The following is a 20074-nucleotide window of genomic DNA, read 5'->3' as shown; positions in this document are numbered from 1 at the left end:
AAATACATAAGCTTTAATAAATTTATTTATTATCTAGCCCTATTTTCTTCTTTCTGTTAATATATTTATAAAGCTGGTGATTAAATGATTAACGATATTTGTCCTCATATTTTTAATAATGAATATAGGAATATAAAACCTAAAAAAGATGATATAGCCTTAATTTATAATAATGAAAAAATCTTGTTAAGACAAGAAAATGATTATATAGCTTATCCAACAATTGAAGAAATAAAAGAGGATAACATAAACTACACTTTCTTGTTTACAATTGACAGTAAAAATTATTTTTTAGCTGAAAATGTAGATATTAGTAAATTAAAAGAATATTCCTTACATTCAAATTTTATATTAAGAAAAACAAAGCCCACATATTTGTCCTTTGCTGGTATAACAGGGTATCAACTTAATACATGGTATAATAACACGAAATACTGTGGCAAATGTGGTAGTAAAATGTACCATAGTGAAACTTCTAGGTCTATGGTTTGTAGTAATTGTAAGGACACTAGATATCCTTTTTTAGCACCTGCTGTTATAGTTGGAATAATTAATAAAGATAAATTATTAGTTACTAAATATAACAGAAGCAAGTATAAAAACTATGCCTTAGTAGCAGGTTATGCAGAAATCGGAGAAAATATAGAAGACACCGTCCGTCGTGAAGTAATGGAGGAAGTTGGCCTAGAGGTAAAAAACATTACATATTATAAAAGTCAGCCTTGGAGTTTTTCCTGCTCCCTCTTATTTGGATTTTTCTGTGAACTCGATGGCTCTGACCAAATAAAACTAGATGAAGATGAACTGTCAATGGCTAAATGGGTTACTAGGGAAGAATTAGATAATAGCCCTGACTTAATTAGCTTAACAGCAGAAATGATACAAATGTTTAAAGATAATAGAGTAAAGTTTAGGTGATATAGTGGAATTTCATGAAAGATTAAAAATAGTAAGGGAAAAACAAAAAATCGACTTAGAAAATTTAGCAAAGGATTTGGATATTTCCACAGAAGAAATTATTAGTTGGGAAAATGGCGAAGAAGAACCCAGCATAGATAATTTAATTAAATTAAGTAAAATTTATAGAACTTCCACTGACTACTTGTTAACTGGAAAAAGCAGTTCAGACTTTTTCTTTAAAATATTAATGCTAGTTTTATCGGTAATAACTCTAGGAGTCTTCTTATTTGTTATAATTGCTGCAATAAGAATACTATTTAACTAATATTTTATGATTTAAAAGCCCTTCTATTTTTTATTAGAAGGGCTTTTATTTTTCCATAAAATCTATAACTCCTTTAAAGGTCTTTTTCCTTCGTTGGAATTAAAAGTCTTAATCCATTTATAATAACTATTAAGGTACTTCCCTCATGGGCAATTACCCCTAAAGCTATATCCATTTTTCCAATAAAGTTTAAAACTACCAGCAAAACTACTATTGCCATTGAAAAAACAATATTTTGCACTACTATTTTATTTAAACGCTTTGAAACAGTATGGGCATAGCTTAATTTTAATAAATCATTATTTGTTAATACAACATCTGCAGCGTCTATGGCAATGTCTGTTCCATCTCCCATGGCAATTCCAATATCTGCCTTAACTAAAGCAGGAGCATCATTTACCCCATCACCTGTCATTCCAACAATACCATATTTTTCCTTTAATTTTTCTATTACAAGGGATTTTTCTTCAGGCAGTACATTTGCTATAACTTCATCTATATTTAAAATATCCCCTACAGCCTTTCCTACTTTTTCAGAATCCCCTGTAACTAATACAGTGTGAATATTTTGTGATTTAAAATAGTTAATAGCTGTTTTAGAATTTTCTTTAGGTAAATCCATTAAGGCTATTAGGCCTACTACCTGATTATCTTCTACAATATAAACTACAGTCTTGCCTTCTTTTTCAAATAAATTCCTTCTATTTTCAATTTCTTTATTTACCTTAGTAAAACCTGTAGGTTTCCCTACTTTATATAAAACTCCATTATACTTTGCCGCTATTCCCATTCCAATTATATTTTTTATTTCAATATCTAATTCCTCTATATTATTGTCAAAATAATTTACAATAGCTGTAGCTAAAGGATGGTTAGAATTTTTTTCCATTGTAACTACAATATTTATTATTTTTTCCTTTTCTATGTTTTCTAATAAATAAAAATCTGTAACTTTTGGCTTTCCTTCAGTTAAAGTACCGGTTTTATCAAAAGCAATTGCCTTTATATAATTTAAATTAGATAAATAAGAACCACCTTTAAATAGCACTCCTTTTTTTGCAAGATTTGATATTCCAGATAAAGTTGCCGGAATTGCACTGGCTGCTAAGGCACATGGAGAAGCTGAAATAAGAAATACTATTCCCCTATAGAAACTTAAATTCCAACCCCAATTAAAAATCATAAGTCCCATTATAATAATAAGAGGAAACAAGACCAAAACAACTGTTACATAAATAGGCTCTATTTTTTTAATTTTACTAGCTGTTTTTGTTAAATTCTTTTGTGACTGATTTACTAATTCTAATATTTTTGCAAAGACAGTTTCTGAACTGTCCTTAGTAACTACCATTTTAAAAGTTCCAGTACCATTAATTGTACTTCCAAATACCAGGTCACCAATATTTTTTTCCTTAGGAATACTTTCACCGGTTATGGCTGACTCATCAATAGAAGTTGAACCGGAAATAATTTTACCATCAGTTGGAACTTGATCTCCATTTAAAACCTGAACCTCATCTCCAATAGATAATTCTTCAATTGAAACTATTTTTATACTTCCATCTTCTTGAACTAACCTAGCTTCTGTTGGTGTCATTTTTAATAAGTTGGTAATTTCCCTTTTACTTTTTCCCTCTGCATAATCCTCTAGAAAATGTGCACCTGCAAAAATCAATATTAAAAGTGCAGCCTCTTCAAAATTATTAATTAAAATTGCCCCTACTGCTGCTAAGGTCATTAGGAGATGAATATTAGGTGAAAATCTCTTCTTGCTAACAGTGTCCCTTATAGTATCACCAAATCCTTCACCAATAACATGATAACCTGCAAATAAAATAGAAGCTAAATATAAAATTTTGTTAAAAATATCAGAAGGGAATTTATAAAATAAAGCTATTAAATATAGTATTAAACCAATTATATATAAAATTGGCCCCATGCTGCCATGACTATGTTCATGCTCATGTTTATGTTGATGCTCATGTTCATGTTTATGTTCATGACTATGATTACTAATTTTTTTATTATAACTATCTTTCATTATACTCACGCCCTTATATTAGTCTTTGTTCATATGAATATTTAATCATATGTTTAAGTAAATGTCAATTACTATATAATTATGACTATAATTAATTAAGGAATAATATATATGGACATATCTTTATACAAATTTAATAAATATTATTTATGTAACTCTTAATTGACAACTATTAGGTTTTCATTGGTCTATGCCACTAAAGTTTATGCTAATCTACTAGTCAATATGGACTTATTATGATTTCAAAAAGATTGCAGGTTTTAAGAAAGAAAAACTATTTCCAAGAAGAGCTAGCTGAAAATTAAATAATTCTAAACAGGTAATTTCTCTCTGGCCAAGGAAATCCTGACATAGACAATATTATAAAACTATGCGAAATTTATAGTATCGGCACAGACTATATTTTACTAGGTGAAATTACCAATAAAAATTCTTCAACTAATTATCCAGCGCCAGTTAAGTATATTAAAAAAATTCTATTATATTTTTCACCTACTTCCTAGCAATTATTTTAACAATAGGTTTTGTTATAAAGTTGATTATACTTTAAAAGATAAAATTTATTACCCTTAAAATTACAAAAACGAGAAATATATATTTCTCGTTTTACAATTCTTCAACTAATTCATTTCTTTCTTTAAAAGTATTATGATTGTCTGAAGGTTTTGCATTTTCTGAAGCATAACCTACTGGAAGTAAACAAACCGGTCTTAAATTTTCCGGAATATTAAATTCCTTCTTCGTTAATTCCGGGTCAAAGGAAACTACCCATACAGAATCAAGTCCTAAATCCTTTGCCTCTAACATCATATGACTACAAACAATTGAGCCGTCCATTACTCCACTATTATAGCCTTCTACAAAAGGACTTTGCCAACTTTCTTCCTCATTAACACAAATTAGAAATACAAGAGGAGCATTGTAAGCATTTTTAGTAATTTTTCTTATTTTCTCTATAGCCTCCGGACTTTTTAAAACAAAAATCTTTTGTGGTTGAAAATTACAAGCCGTTGGAGCTACTTTAGCCGCTTCTAATATTTGATTGATTTTTTCTTCCTCTACTTCTTTACTAGAATAATCCCTTACAGAATACCTTTCCTTGGCTAACTTAATAAAATCCATTTTTTCCTCCTTATTCAAATATCCGTTCTGTAAACTTAAATGAAAATGAGAACTCCAAACCTCTGTTTGATACAATGTTTTTGACACAAAACCAATATCTCCCAGAAAGGATGTAGTTCTCATGTCAAAAATTGTATCAATTAAGTGTCCAAAGTGCAACAATATTCATTCTTTTTATCGTTATGGTAAAGATAGGTATGGTTTTCAAAAATTTTTATGTAGGGATTGTAATCACCAATTTGCTCCTGATAATCCGTCTACTAAAGTTTTAAAAAATCATCCTCGTTGTCCTATTTGTGGTAAGGCTACTTTTCTTCACCATGATTATGATTATTATTCTAATTTTAGATATGGTGACAAAAAATGTAACTACTCTATGTTTGTACCTAAACCCAATTCAATTTTACCTTCTTCAATGTCTAAGCTTGTTGGTAAAACGGATTTTAAAGGTATGAGATACCCAGTTTATTTAATTATTAACGTCCTTGTTATGTTTTATATTGGTAAGAATTCTTTTAGAAATATTTCCCTTATTCTTAGAATTGTTAATAATGTCAAGGTCTCTCATACTACTGTTAGTAACTGGTGTAAAAAATTTGCTCCTCTATTTCATAATCTTTCTTTGGATTAATCCCCTTGATGGATTTTAATTCTGATGAATGGCATGCTGATGAAACTGTTGTTAAAATTAGTGGTGAAAAATACTATATTTGGTTTATTGTTGATTCAGAAACTAGATTTATTTTAGGTTATCATCTTTCTCGTAGTAGAAGTTCTACTGAAGCCTTTACTTCTATTAACGCTGTTAAAGATATGGGAACTGTTGGTTCTATAGTTACTGATTGCTATAGTGCCTATAGACAACCTATTAAAACCATTTTCAACAATAAGGTTAATCATATACGTGTTAAAAGCTTTAGTGATGATATTACTAATAATTTAATTGAATCATTTCATGGTCAATTTAAAGCTTGGTATAAGACTAAACGTGGTTTTTCTTCTTTTGAATCAGCCAATAATTTAATTAGTATGTTTGTTTTCTTTTTTAATTTTGTTAGAGATCATTCAGGACTTAACAATTTTACTCCTGCTCAGGTCGCCGGTCTTAATTTAACAAAAAGTCAAAAGAAAAAATTTCTTTTAGTTGCTTAATTTGAATTTCAGCTAGATATTTCTAAAATATTTGTTCTTGAAAATTTCAAGGGCATGCTTTGCATGTTCATTTTACCCTTGACAATTTTTAAAACTAACATTTATACTTTAGCTAATGAAATTCAAAAGATATTTTTTTATTTTTTTGTTTTGTGAATAAATATTGTGTCATTTTTTCATAATTAGTTTACATTATTTCTTCTTAAGTCCACATATGTAATAATAATCTAATCTTATAATGGAATTGTATCAATTAAATGTACAAATTCCAACAAAATTTATTAGTTTTACAGTCATAATAAAAATAAATTTTTAGTAAGTCTAAAAAAACATAAGGCAGCAATAGCTGCCTATACAAAAGAGTTTACTATTTAATAAAATATTAGCCAATAACTTAAATAGTTTTTTACCTCCTCGATGAAAAACTAAAATCTATACTATAAATTCTTCATAAATCTTTAATGCAATTTTTAAATTTTTGATTTTAACTCTTTCATTAACTTGATGGCATAAATTTTCATCACCAGGCCCAAAAATAATAAAAGGTTTTTTTAATCTGGGAATTATATCTGAAGCATCTGTATAATATTTTATTCCAAGTTCTTGAAATTCAGGGTTTATTTTTTCTACAATTTCTCTAAAATCTTTAATATATTTATTGTCCAAATCAGCTTCTATTGCTTCCCTATCATTTAGAATTTCATATTCTATTGACGATTCTTGCCCATATTCCTTTTTAATATCCATTATAGCCCAGTCTATTATTTTAATAAATTCTTTATTGGAAATTTTTGGTGTTAATCTGATATCAAGATAAGATTCACATAAGTTTGGTACTATATTACTCTGCACTCCTCCTACAATCTTATTATTTGATATTGTTGACCAACCAAGTAAATTATCTTTTTCATTAATTTCTTCTAAAGATTTTCTTATTTTATAAATTAAGCTATAATTCATATCAATTGCATTTACTCCATTTTCAGGAAAGGCGCCATGAGAAGATTTTCCTTTAAGTATGAATTTAATCCATAATGCTCCCTTTTCTTTAATTCCCAAATTTAAACTCGTTGGTTCTGGCACAACAAAAAAATCTGTATCATCTAAAACACCTTTGTCCATTATATCTTTAATTCCCATTCCACCTTGTTCTTCATCTGCTGTAAAAACAAAAAGATAACTTTTTTTTGTAGATACATTTATTAGTTTTTTTGCTAAATATATCATACAAGCAACACCACTTTTCATGTCACTTGTACCCCTACCATAAATATATCCATTTTCTTCTACGGGATCTAATGGCTTATACTTCCAACCATCTGACCTTGAAGCAGAAACAGTATCAATATGGCCTATAAAACTGACTGTCTCATCTGTACTTCCATTAATTTTTATAATAACCGACTTTCTGTTTTCCTTATGTTTTATAATTAATTTTCCCCTGTGATCTTTAAAATAATTATAGATGTAATCCACCATTGAATTTTCATTCCCCGGTGGATTCATACTATTGATCTTTACTATATCTTTTAATATTTCTACTAAATCTTTCATGATTATATTATTTTACTTAGTTATATAGTCTACTAAATTATTGAATAAAATAGGATATGATTTCCATTCAACAAATTCCATTGGTCCCCAATGTGGAGCACAATCAGATGTAAATACAGCTGATTTACCCTTTCCAAATGATTTAACAACAATAAAAGGATCATCACCAATGGTAGCTAAAATTTCAGAATCTTCAATGGCTATAGTTTTATTATAACCTAGAAAATGAGGCCATTCTTTTTCCATACCTTTAAATACCTCATGTTCTTCTTTCAAAATTTGAGGATATACCCCTGCAGGATGTTCAGCTCTATCATCTTTTCCTAAACATTTTACTGGTAATATATCAGCAATAGGAGTCATCTCATACCTAGATGTGCCATTTATTCCGGAAAATGCCATATAACCTCCCATCATTATAAAACTACCACCATTTAATACATAGTCCTTTATTAGTTGACAATTATCTACATCCTTATTACCTGATATAAATACATTATCTTTTAACAAAAGAGTATTAGATCCTATATCTGATAGAATAACAACATCATACTTACTTATCTCCTCTAAGTTGTTTGGAAAATCATATTGTACTCTATGATTAGGTATATAATTAACTTCATGTCCATTATTTTCAAAAGCATCCTTAAGCCACATTACTCCTTCTTCATAAGTAGTAGTAGTGAAACTATCAAAACCCTTTTGATGTATAGTATAAGTTACCCAAGATTCTCCAGCTATTAATATTTTTTTCATCTATTTCCTCCTAAAAATTTAAAATCAGTAATGCATAAAACAGTATAAAATTTAAATACTCATCAATTTCTACATATTCATTAGGACTATGACATTGAGCCATATTACCAGGTCCAGCAATAATAGTTGGAATTTTTGAAATATTTTGAAATAATCGAGCATCATTTCCAGCTGGTGATCCAACAATTTCAGAATCCTCAATAACAGTATTTATTAATTCTTTAGATTTTTTAAAAAAGTAACTATTTCTGTCTGTTTCAAAAGATCCTCCCGCTTGATAAATACTAATTTTCGGAAGATTGTCTTTCAACCAAAAATCACCTTGGCTTCTTCGATAAATACTATCTTCAATATCTTTTACAACCTGTTCCTTTGACATTATTTCTGGAAGATAATGAACACATATATTTATTTCACAATTATCTGGAACTGTTGAACCTGCACTTCCTCCTTTAATAACCCCTACATTTAACGTTGGAGGAGGTAGTAGATCATGCTTATACCTCATCAACCAATTGTGCTCTAACTCAATAAGTCCATCTATTAAGAACATCATTTTTTCTATAGCATTTATACCTAACCATTTTGAACCTGAATGTAATGCTTTCCCCTTAACTTTTATATTGAAAAATACAAATCCCATATGAGCAGCTTTAATATTGTTTTCCGAAGGCTCACATACAACTACTCCATCACCAGTAATGCCTCTATTTACCAGAGAAATACTTCCATTGCCACCACCTTCTTCATCTACGACAGAAGTAAAAGTAACATCTATGGGTAGTTTTAAACCTGCATCTTTTATTAACTTAACTGCCATCAGTGATGCCATCAGACCTGACTTCATATCAGCAGCTCCCAAACCATATATTCTATTATCCTTAATAATAGGAGTCCATGGATCAGTTTTCCATAATTCCATATTTCCTGGTGGCATAGTATCAACGTGACCATTAAATACTAATTTTTTAGAACTGTTTTCTCCTTTAAATTCAGCTAATAAATTATATCTTCCTTCATAATCATGACCAAGATTTCCTTCATCATGTTTTTTTAAAGAAGCAATCATTGTTTCCTCTCTTAATTGATCTTTTTCTATAGAATCAGCTTCCATTTGAATAAGTAAATTTTCTAAATATTCTTGTCCCTTTTTCTCTTTACCACCATCTATCCCATGTCCAATAACTTGAGTATCTATACTAATTAATTCCCTAAGCTTTTCTATATAATAATTTTTATTATCCTCTAAGGTCTTTTTTAATAATTCCATAAGAACTCCTTAATATTTTTTTACATTTTCATAAACTAAATTCCAGAATTTATCAAAATCTATTTTAGTAGCTACCTTTGTATTTCTAGGTAATTCTGTTGCATGATGCATATCACATACAGTTCTTCCATAAGTCATACCATGTTCTAATGAAATCTGTACATTACACTCTACAAATTCAAACATACTAGGATCTATTAAATATGCAATCGTAGTTGGGTCATGAACTGGAGGAGCTTCCCAACCAAAAAAGTCTTTTTGAGTTTTTGTAAAAAACTCCATTAAGTCAACTATCAATTTTGATGCTTTATTGCCAACTGTTCCTATTTTATCTACCACTTCTTTAGTGGCTTTTGCTTGTCTTGTTAGATCCAATCCCATCATAACTATAGGTAAACCACTACTAAAAACTACATGTGCTGCTTCAGGATCTGCAATAATATTAAATTCTGCACTAGGCGTAACATTTCCTGTTCCATATGCTCCGCCCATTATTACAATTTCCTCAATATTTTCAATTATTTTTGGCTCCAATCTTAAACTCATACCAATATTAGATAATGGTCCAGTAGCCACTACGGTAATTTTTTCTTTGGAATTTTTAATAGTATCTATTATATAATTCACAGCATGAGTATCTTCTGGTTTCTTTGTTATTTCACCAAACACAGGCCCATCTAATCCTGTCTCACCATGAACATTTCCTATAGATTCTGTAGATAAAAATCTATCTCTAACCATAGGCATATCCATTCCTGAATAAACTGGGGTATCTATTTTTAAATGGGTACAAATTTTTAATGTATTATTTAATGTATTTTCTAAAGAATTATTTCCAGATACAACTGTAATTCCTAGGACATCAATATTTTCTTCTGCTTCAGCTAATATAATAGCAACTGCATCATCGTGACCAGGGTCAACATCTAAAATTATTTTTTTCATAATATCTCCTTTATAATAATGAACTCTTTTCTCTTTCTTTCTTCTTTTTACCAATTATAAGTGATATGGTCAATACAACTATTGTTGCAATATAAGGAATCATTAAAATGAATTGTGAAGCCAATCCATAAGCTTGCAATCTAGATCCTATAGTGTCTGCAAATCCAAATAACAATGTTCCTATCCATGCAAATATAGGGTTCATCCCACCAAAGAACATAGCTGCAACTCCCATAAATCCTCTTCCGTTTGTCATGTTTTCTACAAATAAATTCGAATATCCTAATGATAGGTGTGCACCAGCCAGTCCTCCTAGTACTCCTGACATTAATACCACTCTAAATTTTGTTTTATATACATTAATACCAGCTGTTTCTGCTGCCATAGGGTTTAATCCTACACTTCTAACTCTTAGTCCCCACACTGTTTTAAACAGCAAATACCATAAAGCAAAAACCATAACAATTCCAACTAACTCAAAAACAGAATAATTATTAAATAAACTATTAAGAACTGGATTTTTTGACAAAAAACCTATTTTTATCTGGGGCAAAGGTTTAACCTCTTGAGAATAAAAACTACCTGTTGTTCCTAGCCATTCATTTAATAAAAATTTAGTTACAGCTAAGGCTAACATATTTATTACCGTTCCCACGGCAAAAACATCTGCATTATACTTTAAATGCGCCACTCCTATAACCCAAGAAATTATAACTCCAACTACTATTGCAGCTAACACAGCTAATATCCAACTACCAGTTAAATAACTAATAGCCACTGCAATAAAAGCAGAGCAGAGCATTACCCCTTCTGTTCCAACATTTAAAATATTTGCTTGTTGGGTTAAACATGCAGATAAAGCAGCGAAAAGTATAGGTGTTGCTGCCCTTATTGTTGAATGTATTAGGGTATAATCGAATATTTTACTTAGATTTTCCAACATCTTCGCTCACCTTATCCTTCCTTATTTTTTTCTTTATTATAAATAACCCTTCCATTGTTGCAAATAAAATGAACATTGCTATAAGTCCATCTATTAATGATTTCGGAACTCCTGTAAACCTCTCCATAGCTAGAGCTCCCTGTTTTAGAATAGCGATAAAACCTGATAAGACAGGAACTAAAGCAATATTATTTTTAGCTATTAAGGATGCTAGCATACCATCAAATCCTATTCCTGTAGAAAAACCATCAAGAAAATATCCATATATTCCTAATACTTCAATTCCCCCAGCTAATCCTCCTATAGCACCTGAAAGCATCATTCCTTTAACCATAGTTTTTTTATCTGGAATACCTATATACGCACTAAAGTCATTATTCAATCCAACACTTCTGTACTCATATCCTTTCCTAGTCTTTTTAAAGAAAAAATATACTAATATAATTACTCCTATCGCAATAAATAATCCTGTGTTAGCTCTGCTTGGAGACATTATCCTTGTCAATGAAGCACTTTCCTGTATTTGTGGTGTTTGTGCAACTCCTTTCCCTGCCGACATAGGATTATTTACTAAATATGATGTAATATATGTGGCAACATAATTTAATAAAATAGTTGTACAAACATCACTAACTCCATAGTAAGCTTTTAAAACCCCTGGAATAGCTGCCCAAAGTGCACCTATTATGGCTGCTAATGATAATGCTAATGGAACATGGACCATTTTTGGTAACCCTGTTATTGCATATCCTACCCATGCAGCAGTAATAGCACCTAGGTATATCTCTCCTTCAACACCAACATTAGCCATATTTACCTGCTGAGCAACAGCAAAAGCTAGAGCCGCAAGCATTAGAGGAACAAATCTCTCCAGAGTACCACCAAAATTAAATTTCCCTATTAACGCACCTTTAAATAGTTCTATATAGCTTGTTACAGGATTATAACCCATTACCCCTATAATAACGGCTCCTATTAAAAGGGCAACTATAATGGAAATAACAATATTTATATATGTCTTTTTTTTCATTGTACAGTTCCTCCTGCCATAAGCATTCCTAGTTTCTCCTCAGTAGCCTCGTGTACTTGTAATTCTCCAGTAATCTTGCCTTCAAATATAACCGCTATACGATCAGATAAAGCTAAAATTTCCTCTAAATCAGCTGATATTAGTAGAATAGCCTTTCCTTTTGCTTTTTCTTCATTAATTTTTTTTCTGATCATTTCAATAGCACCTATATCAACCCCTCTAGTAGGTTGACTAGCTATGAGTAATCTACCTTCAGAAGAGATTTCTCTAGCAACTACAATTTTTTGAGCATTACCACCACTTAAAAATTCGGCGCTACTTTCAACATTTCTTGGACGTATATCATAATCTTCAACTAGCTTTTCAGAAAATTCCTCAGACTTCTTTTCATCTATAAAAATCCCCCTACTGAGCTCATTATTATACTTTAAACCAATTAAATTTTCTCTAATTGAAAACCTTCTATTTAATCCTCTCTTATTTCTATCATCTGGAATCAAAGAAACTCCCAAGTTTCTAATTTTTCTAGTACTAAGATTGCTTATCTCTTTACCTTCTAAAATAATCTTCCCTTTTTCAGTTTTTCTCAAGCCTGTAATAGCTTCTACTAACTCAGCTTGTCCATTTCCGTCTATTCCCGCTAAGCCTAAAACTTCTCCAGATTTAACATTCAGGGATAACCCTCTTATTTTAGAAATTTCTCTATCTCCAGGAATATATACACTTTCTATTTCGAGAACATCTTCACCAGGATTAGACTCCTTATGTTCTATATTTAAAAATACCTCTCTACCTACCATAAGCTTAGCTAATTCTCTTTCACTAGTATCTTCTTTGTTTACAGTAGTTATATATTCACTTTTTCTCATTATGGTAATTCTATCGCTTATATCCATAACTTCGTTTAACTTGTGGGATATAAACACAATTGATTTATTATCTTCTTTGAGTTTTCTTAATATTTCAAATAACTTTATTGTTTCCTGTGGAGTTAAAACAGCCGTAGGTTCATCTAATATTAAGATATCCGCTCCTCTGTATAAAGTCTTTATTATTTCAACTCTCTGAGCTTCTCCAACTGATATATCTTTAACTTTTTTGTTTAATTGTATATCTAATCCATAGTTATCTATGTATTCTTTAATAATGATTTCTGATTTTTTAAAATCAATTCTATTTAAAGATTTTCTTGGTTCAAATCCAAGAATTATATTATCTAAAACAGTCATATCATCAACTAGCATAAATTCTTGATGAACCATTCCTATTTTTTCATCTATTATTTCCTTAGTAGAAAAATCTTTAAATTCCTTTCCCTTAACAATAATAGTTCCTGAATCCGCTGGATATAATCCATATAAAATTTTCATCAAACTTGATTTCCCAGCACCATTTTCACCAATTAAGGAATGGATCTCCCCTTCTATTAAATCGAATTTACCATTTGATATTGCTGTTACTCCTGGAAATGTCTTTACAATATCCTTCATTTCTATTAATTTTTTCATATTTATCTCCTAATATAAATTAGCAAGTTAAAAACTTGCTAATTCCATTATTCTGTTTCGAAGCCCTCATATGATTCAACTACTATTTCTCCAGATTTAATAGCTTCTGATAATTCTGCAACCTTCTCAAGTATATCTTCAGGAAATTTATCCCCTAAGCTTTCTTTTATTACTGACATATCCGTTAAGCCTACACCATCACTAGCCACGTCCATTCTTAAAGTTTTATTACCTTCGAATTCATTGTTATAAACAGACTTTATCATTTCATAACTTGCAACATCCACTCTTTTTAACATGGAAGTTAAAATTCTTCCAGGATAAACAGAATCTTGATCTAAATCTACACCTATTGCATAATTTCCTGTGTCATTAGCAGCTTCTAATATACCATTTCCTGTATTTGATGCTACGTTCATTACTATATCAGCGCCTTGACTGTATTGTGCCAAAGTTAACTCTTTTCCCTTTAAAGGATCATTAAAAGTACCTGCAAAAGAACTTAGTATTTTTACATCTGGGTCTATGTATTTCGCTCCTTGTTCATATCCAGTTAAAAAATCTCTTAAAACTGGGACATCCATACCGCCAACCCATCCAATAACCTTTTCCTCATTTACATTTTCAATTTCTGTTTTAGTTGTAAACATAGTAGCGGCAGCTCCTGCTAAAAATGACCCTTCATTTTGTGCAAATGTTGCAGATACAACATTATCGCCCTTTACTACACCATCAATTATCCCAAATTTAACATCTGGATAATCTTTAGCATGTTTTTCTATGATCTCCTGTAATTGAGTAGAAATCCCCAATACTAAATCATATCCATCATTAGCCATTGTTATTAAATTAGTTTCCCAATCAGCTGCAACTTTGGATTCCAAAACTTTAATTTCAAAATTTTCCTCACCAAATTCTTCTAATGCTCTTTCTACTCCTTCATAAGCTGAATCGTTAAAAGATTTATCTCCCAAAAATCCTGCTAATACTAAAGCAACTCTGATCTTTTTATCTCCTTCTTTACCATTACCAGTTTCCTTACCAGCTTCTTTACCATTACCACAAGCTCCTAATAGTAATGCTATTACTAATAACATAGATATTAAAACTCTTTTTTTCATCTTACCCTCCTAAATTTATTTATTAAAACGTTTTACTAATTTGCCTAAAATTTCCAACCTCCTTAGTTTATTTATTAAAACGTTTTACTAATTTGTTTAAAAATATTATAAGGCTATAGTGGTGTCACGTTTTATTAGTTTAGGTGCTACCAAAATTTCCTTATTCTTTATTTTTTTATTCTCTATTTGGTCTATCAATAAATTAGTTGCTTCTTTAGCTATTTCCATAGAATTCTGATCAACCGTTGTTAAATAAGGTTCTATAAACTCTGTCATATATAAATTATCATATCCTATTACAGAAATATCATCTGGTACATTTTTATTTTTTTCTCTAAACGCTTTTATAGCTCCATAAGCAGAAAGGTCATTAAAACAAAATGCTGCAGTTACCCCTTGCTCTAAAAGATACATCCCCGCTTCATATCCGCCTAAATAAGTGTAATTTCCATGAACTATATTTTCTGGTTTTAAATACAAACCTTCTTCCATAAATGAATTTAAAAATCCTGACAATCTCCTATTGGAATTAAATGTTCCCCTTGGTCCTATAACACAACCTATATTTCTATGTCCTAGTTCTAAAAGATACTTTCCTGCCAAATACCCGCCCTTTTCACTATCCCCAGATACTATATATGTGTTAGCATCTTCAGATACCCCAATAAATTCATCTAAATAAACTACTTTTAAGTTTCTTAACCTTTTATTATTTTTAATATATTGGGCTATATTAATAGATACAACAAGTACACCATCTATTAAATTAGTTGCCAATAAATTCTTTTCAATGTCATCTAAATTTTCAATATCATTTGAATTTATTAATATTACATTATAATTTCTTTTACTTGCATAAATATCAACATATTTAGCAATTTCAGGATAAAAGGGATTTGAAATATCAGGAACTATTAAGGCTATTATCTTAGTATTTTGCATTACTAAACTTCTTGCTATTTTGTTTGGTACATAATTTAATTCTTCAGCAGATTTTAATACCTTATCTCTAGTTTTTTTGGATATTTTAAAATCGGCATTATTTAACACCATCGATACAGTGGTTGTAGATACTCCAGCTTTTTTAGCCACATCTTTAATTGTTATTTTCATGTTAGCCTCTATTAAAACGTTTTAGTAAATTAATTATACTATATTTTTTTTATTTCTACAATAATAAATTATAATTATTTAAACAAACAAACTATAGATTATGGGAATTAACAAGGCCGGTATGGAATTTCCAACCTTTATTTTATTTCCCCATATTAAATTTATACCTATGCAGAAAACCAAAGTTGCACCAACCATAGATATATTATTAATTAATTCTGCCCCAATAAAATTGCCACTTAATATTGCAATTACAGTTATTATTCCTTGGTAGATAAACATAGGTATTGCTGCAAAAGCAACTCCTATTCCAAATAAGGAGCCATTAATCATAACAATGACAAAATCCAAGGCTCCCTTAGCCACCAGCATTGAATAATCTCCTGTAAGACCATTTTGTATTGAACCAACTATCCCCATGGCTCCTACACAAATTATTAACGAGGTATTTACGAAGCCATCTACAAAATAATTATCTTCTTTTTTATTGAATTTTCCCTTTATCCACTGCCCTAGTTTATAAATTTTATCTTCTATTTTCAATAATTCCCCTATAATAGTTCCAAGGGCAAGGGAAATTATTAACATCATTGTTCCCTGGGTCTTAATATTATTTCCATCTATTACTAGCATATATTGTAAGGTTCCGGTAATTCCAATAAATAAAACCGCTATTCCTATTATTTTCATAAGGCTCTCTTGAATATTTTTTGAAATTTTACGTCCAAAATATGTACCAAATATTCCCCCTAGAACTACTGAGGCTGTATTTATTATTGTCCCCAAATCTATCACTTCCATTTAAAATAATAAGCTATTAATCATTTTAGTATATATCTTTAACGCATTAAAGTCAAAGACGGATTATTGGGAACCCTCCTTTAAATATTTGACCCTATGTATTTATAGTTTGTGAAATTTAGGATTCATCTTATTAAAGGTAGAAAAATACCTAAAGCCAATTTCCCTTAAAGTTTCTTTTGCCTTATCTACTCCAAAACCTAAATCCTCTTCTTTATGGCTATCACTACCAATAGTAATAATCTCACCACCAAGGTCCCTGTATAGCTCTAAAATTTTAATAGATGGAGTTAGTCCATTTACCTTATATCTTACATTAGAGGTGTTAAATTCTAAACCCTTACCATCCCTTATAACAGTTTCTAATATTTTCTTGATTATATCCCTATTATAATTAAACATATCTACTTCTTTGTCTAAATACCTTCTAATTAAATCCATATGGGCTAGACAGGAATATCCCTTAAAGTTTTCTACTACCTTAAACATTTCTCCATAATATTCGTCATAACATTCTTCATCTGTTTTGCCCTTTTGAAACTCTCCTGTCCAAAATTCCATATCCCTAACTTGATGAATTGAAAGTAAAATAAAGTCCATAGGATATTTTCCCACTAATTTTTCATATTTATCTATTGTATGACCTTGTACTCCAAATTCTAAACCACTTTTAATATTGATTTTATTATAATATTTGATTTGTAAATCTTCTATTTCTGCAAAATATTTTTCATAATTAACATTTCTAATTTCCTTACCCTTATGTATTTTAGGAGTTCCCTTATCGGTCCAATCTAGTTTTACCCCATAATCAACATGGTCTGTAAAGCAAATTTCCTTTAAACCTAAATTAATTGCATCTTTAACTACTTTTTCCATCGGATACCAAGAATCATCACTATAATCGGTATGTATATGGTAGTCTAATTTCATAATCCACCTCTTTAAACCTATAATAATATTTATTATATATATTATACCTTACTAAAATACAAGCCGATGCTTATTTGCACCGGCTAATTTTAATCTTCTATTGAAATAATATTAAACTGAGTTCCTAAATTTTCTCCAGTAATATTTAATTTATCACCAATTTTTACAAATGGTAATTTAGTACTTGCCTTTATTGGAGCTACAAATACCAGCTCACTTCCATCAGCCCTAATGAAATAACTAGTATTTCCCTCTATTGTAACAGGATAGATTTCCCTTACTGTTATTTCCATATCCTCCAAGGCCGATTCATCTATTTCCCTGTCTATATTAGTTGAGTCATAAATAGCCAGGGCCTGTTCTATTGTACTTCCTGTTGCAACATTCTGGTAGTTTTGTGCATCAATAAAAGCAAAGGTCTTAATTAGTCCGGCATTATCCTTTAATGAAAGAAAATAAGTTGGTCTGTTATACAGATTAATTAAAATTGGGAAGGTGGCATTATAGCCTTTTTCCTGTACTGCACCTTCTGCTGAAGCCATTGCCGATTGTTCATCTGCTGATGATACAGGGAAGAACTTAGTCTCCTTAGTCCTCATATTAATAAGTACAAAGCCTATATTAGACTCATCTGCTAAAACAGAAGTAATTCCAGTATAAAGATAAATATCATTTCCTAGAGAAAGGTAATTGTATCCATCAGTTGGCTCAGTAACTCCTTTTTGTCCAATATATTGGTTAATAAAACCTCCCTGTAACCTTCCATTCCAAGTAAGCTGTTCAAGAACCCTATCAGCTGAATAAACCCTGTCTATCCACTCTGGAACCTCTCCTACCTTATATCTATTGGTGTCCCCTGTAACTGCATCAACAACTATAACGGAATTTGCATCCATTCCTCCAATTAAACCAACAGTAGGCTTTACAGTAGAACCTACCCAGTATGGATGGCCTTTATCATCAGTTTCAAAATTTATTTCATCTATTAAGGCTGTCGGGTATTTAAAACGCATATGTCTTTTAATATCCCTTGAAAATTTATCGGAAAAAGAATACTTAATTGGCTTCTCCAATTTTTTTAACTCTACCTCTTGGTCTACCATATCTACAGATATATAATATGGAATTCCATTTCTATTGTTTTTTATCCACTTAATAATATCGGAATAAATTAAAGGGGTATTTCTTACAGGCTTACCATTAACTGTAGCCTGACTGTAAGTTTGGTCAATATCATATTGGGAAACTAAATCTTCAATTTCCCCCATTTTTCTAGAGCCTAACTTAACTGCCGTGTCCCTATCTACAACAGGAATTCTATCAAAGTCAACCTGCTCCACGTCTTCACTAAAAACTCCCTCTTCCTTCTTTAAAATATTGGCATATTTTCTTGCATGAAAGGGAACTAGAGAAAACAAGTTCATAATAAGGTAAACTCCCCAAGCTACTACTAATATTCCAATTCCAAATTTTGAAAATTTAAAAGCATCCTTCTTATTTCTTGTGTAAAATACATAATAGGACAACAAAAAAATTATAACTACTACTGTTAAGAACATATAAAAATCAATAGAATATAAATTAATTGGTGGCAAATAAATATAGAACACAAGAAAGGAAATAACCAAGGCAATTACCGTTGCCAGTAAAAAATTGTTTTTAATATTAAATTTACTTTTCATTTATAACCTCACTAAGTTTTATGTACATATCTTTAAGAATATTTTAAGTAAAATACTGTATATTAATAACATAAAGATAAAACTTTTTTTCATATTATCTTCCTTTTTAATAAAAGAGATGGGTGCTAATCCCATCTTTTTATATTTTCAAAGTTAAAACTACAATATTTAAATAACTTATTACTTTAAATATATACCCAATTTCAACAAAAAATCTAATATTAATATTTTGTTAATATTTTAAGAATTATTTAAGCCTTTTAATGTAATATATAGTTAAAGTTAATAAACTTTTTCATATACAACTTCCTTTTAAAAAAAAGACGAGATTTATTTCTCGTCTTTTTATGTTAACATATAAGTAAAAATATTAATATAATATTTTTTTCTAATATTTTAAGAATTATTTAAGCTTCTTGTAGTAATATATAATCAAAGTTAATAAACTTTTTCATATACAAACTTCCTTTTTAAGAAGACGAGATTCATCTCTCGTCTTTTTACGTGTTTTAAAAATAAATATTAAAAATAATTATATTTTAAGAATTATTTAAGTTTTTTAGAGTAATATATAATTAAAGAAATAAACTTTTTCATATACAAACTTCCTTCTTAAAAGACGAGATTTACTTCTCGTCTTTTTATTTGTCTAAAAATCCTAAAAAAATCTCCCTTGTAATACTACAAAGGAGATTTTTTATTTCCTAAAGATTTACTTCTTAAAATCTTCAATATTTAATTATCTGTTACCAAGTACATAGTCCATAACAACATCTGGAACATTGTTACTTCTAGATAATACTATTGGATAACCGTTCTTAGCTGCATATGGTGCCCCAACTATAGCATCTGGGAATACTTCTCCACTTGCTATTACT

Annotated in this window: 17 protein-coding genes and 1 pseudogene; 3 read left to right on the top strand and 15 right to left on the bottom strand. The window is 29.9% G+C overall.

The annotated features are described in order from the left end of the window. Window positions 1-84: 84 nt before the first annotated feature. Both nudC and WAO56_RS02295 read left to right on the top strand, forming a co-directional pair. The gene (gene nudC, locus WAO56_RS02300) at window positions 85-918 is read left to right on the top strand and encodes an NAD(+) diphosphatase (RefSeq protein WP_422143571.1); all 834 of its coding nucleotides are present in this window, start codon (window positions 85-87) and stop codon (window positions 916-918) included. Window positions 919-922: 4 nt separating this feature from the next. Continuing rightward, window positions 923-1225 carry a helix-turn-helix domain-containing protein gene (locus tag WAO56_RS02295; protein WP_422143572.1) on the top strand — a complete coding sequence of 101 codons (303 nt, stop codon included), beginning with the start codon at window positions 923-925 and terminating at the stop codon, window positions 1223-1225. Between the two features lie 73 nt (window positions 1226-1298). Here the strand turns inward: WAO56_RS02295 and WAO56_RS02290 are convergent, their stop codons facing one another. Both WAO56_RS02290 and WAO56_RS02285 read right to left on the bottom strand, forming a co-directional pair. After that, entirely contained in the window at window positions 1299-3266 is a 1968-nt protein-coding gene (locus WAO56_RS02290; RefSeq protein ID WP_422143573.1) for a heavy metal translocating P-type ATPase, read from the bottom strand. A 606-nt stretch (window positions 3267-3872) separates the two neighbouring features. After that, window positions 3873-4388, bottom strand: coding sequence for a nitroreductase family protein (locus WAO56_RS02285; RefSeq protein ID WP_422143574.1), 516 nt, complete (start codon window positions 4386-4388; stop codon window positions 3873-3875). Between the two features lie 121 nt (window positions 4389-4509). On the opposite strand from WAO56_RS02285, the pseudogene WAO56_RS02280 reads away from it, so the two are divergent. Continuing rightward, a pseudogene (locus WAO56_RS02280) lies at window positions 4510-5540 on the top strand (IS6 family transposase). 432 nt (window positions 5541-5972) lie between these two features. Here the strand turns inward: WAO56_RS02280 and WAO56_RS02275 are convergent. The 13 genes from WAO56_RS02275 to WAO56_RS02215 all read right to left on the bottom strand — a co-directional run bounded on the left by WAO56_RS02275 (window position 5973) and on the right by WAO56_RS02215 (window position 20070). Next, window positions 5973-7094 (bottom strand): M20 family metallopeptidase, encoded by a 1122-nt coding sequence (locus tag WAO56_RS02275; protein WP_422143575.1) that lies wholly within the window; start codon window positions 7092-7094, stop codon window positions 5973-5975. A 12-nt stretch (window positions 7095-7106) separates the two neighbouring features. After that, window positions 7107-7850 carry a glutamine amidotransferase gene (locus WAO56_RS02270; protein ID WP_422143576.1) on the bottom strand — a complete coding sequence of 248 codons (744 nt, stop codon included), beginning with the start codon at window positions 7848-7850 and terminating at the stop codon, window positions 7107-7109. 10 nt (window positions 7851-7860) lie between these two features. After that, the gene (locus WAO56_RS02265; protein WP_422143577.1) at window positions 7861-9120 is read right to left on the bottom strand and encodes a M20 family metallopeptidase; all 1260 of its coding nucleotides are present in this window, start codon (window positions 9118-9120) and stop codon (window positions 7861-7863) included. 9 nt (window positions 9121-9129) lie between these two features. Beyond that, window positions 9130-10065, bottom strand: coding sequence for a nucleoside hydrolase (locus tag WAO56_RS02260; protein ID WP_422143578.1), 936 nt, complete (start codon window positions 10063-10065; stop codon window positions 9130-9132). Between the two features lie 10 nt (window positions 10066-10075). Further along, complete coding sequence (locus WAO56_RS02255) at window positions 10076-11008, bottom strand: ABC transporter permease (protein ID WP_422143579.1); 933 nt, start codon at window positions 11006-11008, stop codon at window positions 10076-10078. Continuing rightward, complete coding sequence (locus WAO56_RS02250) at window positions 10989-12038, bottom strand: ABC transporter permease (protein ID WP_422143580.1); 1050 nt, start codon at window positions 12036-12038, stop codon at window positions 10989-10991. Before WAO56_RS02250 ends, WAO56_RS02255 begins: the two co-directional genes overlap by 20 nt. Continuing rightward, window positions 12035-13546 (bottom strand): ABC transporter ATP-binding protein, encoded by a 1512-nt coding sequence (locus WAO56_RS02245; RefSeq protein ID WP_422143581.1) that lies wholly within the window; start codon window positions 13544-13546, stop codon window positions 12035-12037. Before WAO56_RS02245 ends, WAO56_RS02250 begins: the two co-directional genes overlap by 4 nt. A gap of 47 nt (window positions 13547-13593) precedes the next feature. Beyond that, window positions 13594-14667, bottom strand: coding sequence for a BMP family ABC transporter substrate-binding protein (locus WAO56_RS02240; RefSeq protein ID WP_422143582.1), 1074 nt, complete (start codon window positions 14665-14667; stop codon window positions 13594-13596). 105 nt (window positions 14668-14772) lie between these two features. Further along, window positions 14773-15780: a LacI family DNA-binding transcriptional regulator gene (locus WAO56_RS02235; RefSeq protein WP_422143583.1), complete on the bottom strand. Its 1008-nt coding sequence runs from the start codon at window positions 15778-15780 to the stop codon at window positions 14773-14775. Between the two features lie 78 nt (window positions 15781-15858). Then, on the bottom strand, window positions 15859-16566 hold the full coding sequence (locus WAO56_RS02230; RefSeq protein WP_422146230.1) for a DUF554 domain-containing protein: 708 nt from the start codon (window positions 16564-16566) through the stop codon (window positions 15859-15861). Between the two features lie 117 nt (window positions 16567-16683). After that, window positions 16684-17514 (bottom strand): histidinol-phosphatase HisJ family protein, encoded by an 831-nt coding sequence (locus tag WAO56_RS02225; protein ID WP_422143585.1) that lies wholly within the window; start codon window positions 17512-17514, stop codon window positions 16684-16686. Between the two features lie 89 nt (window positions 17515-17603). Then, window positions 17604-19196, bottom strand: a complete 1593-nt coding sequence (locus WAO56_RS02220) for a hypothetical protein (protein ID WP_422143586.1) — start codon at window positions 19194-19196, stop codon at window positions 17604-17606. Between the two features lie 739 nt (window positions 19197-19935). Then, window positions 19936-20070 (bottom strand): cell wall-binding repeat-containing protein, encoded by a 135-nt coding sequence (locus WAO56_RS02215; protein ID WP_422146231.1) that lies wholly within the window; start codon window positions 20068-20070, stop codon window positions 19936-19938. Window positions 20071-20074 lie beyond the last annotated feature (4 nt).

It is taken from the genome of Miniphocaeibacter sp. (assembly GCF_049276255.1).
Classification (GTDB): domain Bacteria; phylum Bacillota; class Clostridia; order Tissierellales; family Peptoniphilaceae; genus Miniphocaeibacter.
Note: the sequence above shows the minus strand (reverse complement) of the source record. Positions and strands in the feature narration are given on the sequence as shown.